Genomic DNA, 6289 nt, shown 5'->3' on the forward strand with positions numbered 1-6289 from the left:
CCGGCAGCTTCGATCCGCGCCAGGTCATGGCCGCGCTCGGGATCGAGGCGCCGAAGACCAAGGATGCCAACGTGCTCAGGCGTGCCAGCCTGAGCGCCCAGCTCGCCGGCGATGAGCATCAGGTGCTGGCGCGCAACCTGCGCCTGGTGCTTGACGGCAGCACCGTCACCGGCGAGGCCGGCGTGCGCGAGCTGCCGAAGGCGCGCCTGTACGCCCGCCTGGCGCTGGACAAGCTCAACGCCGACAGCTATCTGCCGCCGGACACGGCTGCTGAGCAGGGCGCTGGCAAGGCCGGCGACAAGGCCGCCGCCAAGCCGGATGCCAAGGCGACGGCCGAGGGCCTGCTGCCGGTGGCCCTGCTGCGCGAGCAGAACCTCGATGTCGCGCTGCAGGCCGGCGCGCTCACTATCATGACCTACCCCATCACCCAGCTGCGCGTCGCCGCCACCGCCCGCGACGGCCTGGTCGATGTCAGCGAGCTGCGCGGCAGCATCTACGACGGCAGCTTCAGCGTGCCGGTCAGCATCGACGCGCGCGGCAAGCAGCCGGTGATCAGCCTGAAACCGGACATCCGCCAGATCGACCTCGGACCGATCGCCAAGCAGGCGCTGAAGCAGGATGTCTTCGCCGGCCGCATGAACTTCAACGGCGCGGTCAAGGTCACCGGCAACGATGTCGACACCTGGCTGAAGACCGCCCAGGGCCCGAACACGCTGCGCCTGGACAATGGCGTGATCAAGGGCGTGAACATCAGCGATGCCCTGTTCAACGCGCTCGGCCAGTACCAGGCGCTGCTGCCGGCGCTGACCGGACGTGACGCCGCCAGCATCAAGGGCAAGATCAGCAACACCGCAATCGAGAGCCTGCTGGGTGAAATGACGCTGGATCGCGGCGTGGTGCGCAACCAGTCCATGAAGGCCGACCTCAAGGACATCCAGGTCGGCGGCAACGGCACCTACAACCTGGAAACCCAGGATGTCGACTATCGATTCCAGCTCAAGCTCGACAAGAAGTACTGGGGCGAGAAGTACGCGAAGATGGCCGAGTACGCCATTCCCGTGCGCTGCAACGGCAACCTCAAGGGCAGCGTCGCTACGCTCTGCGGCCTCGACAAGGAAGGTATGCAGGGCATCGTCGGCCAGGTCGCCAAGGCGCGCCTCAACGAGGAAGTCGACAAGGAAAAGGCCAAGCTGCAGGAGAAGCTCAACGAGAAGCTGGGTGACAAGCTCAACAGCCAGCAGCAGGAAGCCGTGAAGCAGCTCTTCGATGTCTTCAAGAAGCGCTGATTTCGCCGGCCGCGTGCTGGACTGGTACGACCGCCACGGCCGCAAGGACCTGCCCTGGCAGCAGGCGGTCACGCCCTACCGCGTCTGGGTCTCGGAGATCATGCTGCAGCAGACCCAGGTCGCCACGGCCATCCCCTACTTCGAGCGCTTCATGGCCAGCTACCCGACGCTGGCCGACCTCGCCGAGGCGCCGCTGGATGACGTGCTGCACCACTGGGCCGGACTGGGCTACTACGCGCGCGCGCGCAACCTGCACAAGGCCGCGCAGCTGGCCGTCGACCGTCATGACGGCGAGCTGCCGGCAGCCCTCGATGACCTCGAGGCGCTGCCCGGCATCGGCCGTTCCACCGCCGGTGCCATCCTGTCGCTGGGCATGGGCCGGCGCGCGGCCATCCTCGACGGCAACGTGAAGCGGGTGCTGGCCCGCCACGAGGCGCTGGCCGGCGACCCGGCGCGCAGCGAGGTGCTGCGCCGCTTCTGGGACGTGGCGGAGCGCTATACCCCGGTCGAGCGCACCGCCAACTACAACCAGGCCATGATGGACCTGGGCGCGACGCTCTGCACCCGCAGCCGTCCGGCCTGCGGCATCTGCCCGGTGAACGACAGCTGCCGGGGCCATGCCGAGGGCAGCCCCGCGCAATATCCGCAGAAGCAGCGCAAGGCCGCCACCCCCGAGCGTGCCACGCGCATGCTGCTCTGCCTCAACGCGCGCGGCGAGGTCTGGCTGCGGCAGCGGCCGCCGAGCGGTCTCTGGGGCGGTCTGTGGACCTTTCCCGAGCTGCCGCTGGAGGCCGGCGCGCCGGCCGGACAGGACTGGCCGGCCTTCGTGCATGTGTTCACGCATTTCCGCCTGCATATCCATCCGCGCCTGGTGCGCGGCGACCAGCCGCCTGTCGTGCCGGCCGGCATCACCGGTGGTGCTGATGCCGGAGAGGATGCCGGCGTTAACGAGGCGCCCGGCCGCTGGGTTACACTCGCGCCTCTGCCGGCGCTGGGTGTGCCGGCCCCGGTTCAGCAGCTGTTGCAGCGCCTGCAGGCGCTGGTGGAGAACGAGTCATGACACGCATGGTGTTCTGTCGCAAGTTGAAGCAGGAGCTGGAGGGCATGGCCTTCCAGCCCTTCCCCGGTGAGCGCGGCCAGGCGCTTTTCGACACCGTGTCGAAAGAGGCCTGGATGCAGTGGCTGCGTCACCAGACCATGCTGATCAACGAGAACCGTCTCAATGTCATGGACCCGCAGGCCCGCAAGTTCCTCGACGAGCAGCTGGAGAAGTACCTCAGCGGCGATGACTACGAACGCCCGCAGGGCTGGACGCCGGAAAAGCCGGCATCATGAGCCTGTCTTCTTCGCATGAGGCGGCGGCCTCCCGCCCGCGCGGCCCGGCCTCGCTCGACGAGCTGCGCGCCGTCTATCCCTTCCTGTACCCGCTCAAGGTCAGCTGGGGCGACATGGATGCCCTGCGCCACGTCAACAACGTGGTGTATTTCCAGTATCTGGAAGATGCCCGCATCGGCGTCATGGAGTCGCTGGAGATCTTTCCGCGCCTGTTCCACGAAGGCACCGGCATGGTCGTCGCCGATGCCCGCTGCCGCTACAGGGCGCCGGTGATCTACCCCGACACGCTGCAGATCGGCATCCGCGCCGAGATCACCGGCAGCGACCGTTTCCTGCTGCACTACGCGCTGTTCAGCGTCACGCAGCAGCGCGTCGCCGCCGAGGCCGAGACGCTGACGGTGTGCATCGATCCCGATACCGGCCGCAAGACCGACATCCCGGAGTGGTTCCGCGAGCGTCTGCAGGGCATCGCCTGAGCACGCCCGGGCGGCTATGAGGCGGACATGAAAAAGGCCTGACCGGCATGCCGGTCAGGCCTTTTTCATGGTGCTGCGAGGCGGTCCGGGGCCGCCGTCCACCCGGCGCCCTGGGGCCCCGGGTGACGCATCACAGGCCGCGGGAGGCCTTCTTGCGGTCGTTCTCGGTCAGGTGGCGCTTGCGGATGCGCACGGTCTGCGGCGTGACTTCCACCAGCTCGTCATCCTCGATGAACTCCAGCGCCTGCTCCAGCGTGAAGCGGATGGCCGGGGTCAGCACGATGTTCTCGTCGGTGCCCGAGGCGCGGATGTTGGTGAGCTGCTTGGCCTTGGTCGGGTTCACCACCATGTCGTCGCCGCGCGAGTTGATGCCGATGATCATGCCTTCGTAGACATCGGTCTGCGGGCCGATGAACATGCGGCCGCGCTCCTGCAGGTTGAACAGGGCGTAGCCCAGCGCGGTGCCCTGCACCATCGAGATCAGCACGCCGTTCTGGCGCTTCGCCACGTCGCCGGACTTGATCGGGCCGTAGTGCGAGAAGCTGGAGGTCATGATGCCGGTGCCCGAGGTCATGGTCATGAACTCGGAGCGGAAGCCGATCAGGCCGCGCGACGGCACGGTGGCCTCGATGCGGATGCGGCCCTTGCCGTCCAGCACCATGTTGGTCATGTCGCCCTTGCGGGTGCCCATCTGTTCCATGACGCCGCCCTGGTGCTGTTCTTCGACGTCGAAGATGACGTTCTCGAACGGCTCGCACTTGGCGCCGTCGACTTCCTTGAAGATGACTTCGGGGCGCGACACGCCCATCTCGAAGCCTTCGCGGCGCATATTCTCGATCAGCACCGACAGGTGCAGCTCGCCACGGCCGGAGACCTTGAAGCGGTCCGGGCTGTCGGTCGGCTCGACGCGCAGCGCCACGTTGTGGATCAGTTCCTTTTCCAGGCGATCCTTGATGTTGCGCGAGGTGACGTACTTGCCTTCCTTGCCGGCGAACGGGGAGTTGTTGACCTGGAAGGTCATGCTCACGGTCGGCTCGTCGACGCTCAGCAGCGGCAGCGCTTCGACATTGGCCGGGTCGCAGAGGGTGTCGGAAATGCCCAGGCCTTCCATGCCGGTGACGCAGATGATGTCGCCGGCTTCGGCTTCCGGCACTTCAACGCGATTGAGGCCGTGGTAGCCCATGATCTGCAGGATGCGGCCGTTGCGCTTCTTGCCTTCGCTGTCGACGATGGTGACCTGGGTGTTGGTCTTGACCTTGCCGCGGGTGATGCGGCCGACGCCGATGACGCCGACGTAGCTGTTGTAGTCCAGCGACGAGATCTGCATCTGGAACGGACCTTCGCTGTTCACCGGCGGCGGGCTGACGCGGTCGATGATGGTCTGGAACAGCGCGGTCATGTCGGTGCCCAGCTTGTCGGCCTCGAAACCCGAGATGCCGTTCAGGCCGGAGGCGTAGACCACCGGGAAGTCCAGCTGCTCGTCGGTGGCGCCGAGGTTGTCGAACAGTTCGAAGACCTGGTCCATGACCCAGTGCGGACGGGCGCTCGGACGGTCGACCTTGTTCAGCACCACGATCGGCTTGAGGCCGCGGGCGAAGGCCTTCATGGTCACGAAGCGGGTCTGCGGCATGGGGCCGTCGACGGAGTCGACCAGCAGGCAGACCGAATCGACCATGGACAGCACGCGTTCCACTTCGCCGCCGAAGTCGGCGTGGCCCGGGGTGTCGACGATGTTGATGCGGTATTCCTGGCCGTCACGCGCATCCGTCCAGCGGATGGCCGTGTTCTTGGCCAGAATGGTGATGCCACGCTCCTTTTCGAGATCGTTGGAGTCCATCACGCGTTCGATTTCGCCAGCGCGGTCGCCCAGCGTGCCGGACTGTTGCAGGAGCTTGTCGACCAGCGTGGTCTTGCCGTGGTCGACGTGGGCGATGATGGCGATGTTGCGGATTTGCTTGATGGACACGATAGGGTCTCGGCGAAGCGATCAAAAATTGGGCGCGAAGTATACCCGAGACTTGGTGACAGGTCTTGTGGCGCGTGCAAAAACTCCGCAGTGGCCAGGTCCCTGCATGACGCAGGCAACGACCGGGTGCTCGGCGGACGAGCATGAAAAAGGCCGCTCCTGGGAGCGGCCTTTTCGGTGAAGCAGGAAGCGGGGCTTCTTACTTCTTGACGGTGACCTTCACCTGACCTTCGGCGACAGCGACCGAACGACGGTTCTGGGCGCGGCCTTCGGCGGTCTTGTTGTCGGCGACCGGCTGGCTGGCACCGTAGCCCTTGGCGCTGATGCGGCTGGCGTCGATGCCATACTGCTTCACGAGGGTGTCAACGATGGCCTGGGCACGACGCTCGGACAGCTTCTGGTTGTACTCGGCACGGCCGCGGGAGTCGGTGTGACCCTGAACTTCCACGGTTGCGGACGGGTATTCCTTCAGCAGCTTGGCCACGCCTTCGATCTCGGCGTAGTAGGCCGGCTTGACCACAGCCTTGTCGAAGTCGAACAGCACGCGCAGTTCCTTCGTCACGGTCTCGGTCAGCACCTTCGGGCAGCCGGTGGCGTCAACGACCACATTGGTCGGGGTGCCCGGGCACTTGTCCTTGCTGTTCGGCACGCCGTCCTTGTCGTCATCGCCATCGACGACCGGAGCGACAACGGCCGGAGCCACGACGGCCGGGGCCACGGCTTCAGCCTTCTTGCCGCCGAAGCTGTAGACCACGCCGACGGAGGCCACGCCATCGTGGTCGCTGGCCTGCAGGTTCTCTACGCCGCGGACTTCGGCACGCAGGGCGAAGTTGTCGGCCAGCTGGTAGAAGGCACCCAGTGCCACGTTGGCAATGGTGTATTCCTCGTGCGGAATGCCGGCGCCGCCAGCCTTGAAGGTACCGCGAGCGAGACCGCCGCCGACCAGGACGTAGGGCTGGAGCTTGTTTTCAGCGTTGAAGCGGTAGTAGGTGTCGATGGTGGCCGCTTCATAGCGGACGCCAACGCCACTGCCGGCGATGCTGTTGCGACGGGTGTCGGTGTTGGTCAGGCCGTAACGCAGTTCCAGACCGACATTCGGCGTCACGCGGTAGCCGAGGGCGAGAGCGCCGCCTTGGCGATCGTTCAGGTCGATGTTGTCGCTGGCACCGTTGTTCATGCCGTTGAATTCGTTATCGAACACGTGATAGGTGATTGTCGGGCTGACA

6 protein-coding genes are annotated in these 6289 nt (G+C 66.0%); 4 read left to right on the forward strand and 2 right to left on the reverse strand.

The genetic code is table 11. The features are described from left to right. From C5O18_RS05270 to C5O18_RS05285, 4 genes are all read left to right on the forward strand, one after another. The coding region (locus C5O18_RS05270) for an AsmA family protein (RefSeq protein ID WP_146089219.1) at positions 1-1286 on the forward strand (1286 nt) is incomplete at its 5' end. After that, positions 1267-2346, forward strand: coding sequence for an A/G-specific adenine glycosylase (gene mutY, locus C5O18_RS05275; RefSeq protein WP_105192091.1), 1080 nt, complete (start codon positions 1267-1269; stop codon positions 2344-2346). The genes C5O18_RS05270 and mutY, both read left to right, overlap by 20 nt. After that, the gene (locus tag C5O18_RS05280) at positions 2343-2621 is read left to right on the forward strand and encodes an oxidative damage protection protein (RefSeq protein ID WP_105192093.1); all 279 of its coding nucleotides are present in this window, start codon (positions 2343-2345) and stop codon (positions 2619-2621) included. Before mutY ends, C5O18_RS05280 begins: the two co-directional genes overlap by 4 nt. After that, entirely contained in the window at positions 2618-3097 is a 480-nt protein-coding gene (locus C5O18_RS05285; protein WP_105192095.1) for an acyl-CoA thioesterase, read from the forward strand. The genes C5O18_RS05280 and C5O18_RS05285 overlap by 4 nt, the downstream gene beginning before the upstream one ends. Before the next feature lie 130 nt (positions 3098-3227). On the opposite strand, the gene typA is transcribed toward C5O18_RS05285, so the two are convergent. Together typA and C5O18_RS05295 are read right to left on the reverse strand one after the other, a co-directional pair. Next, positions 3228-5063, reverse strand: a complete 1836-nt coding sequence (typA, locus tag C5O18_RS05290; protein ID WP_420884471.1) for a translational GTPase TypA — start codon at positions 5061-5063, stop codon at positions 3228-3230. Positions 5064-5262: 199 nt separating this feature from the next. Then, positions 5263-6289: OmpA family protein (locus C5O18_RS05295; RefSeq protein ID WP_146089220.1), on the reverse strand; the 1027-nt coding region annotated here is incomplete at its 5' end.

It is taken from the genome of Amnimonas aquatica (assembly GCF_002943415.1).
GTDB lineage: Bacteria > Pseudomonadota > Gammaproteobacteria > Pseudomonadales > Moraxellaceae > Perlucidibaca > Perlucidibaca aquatica_A.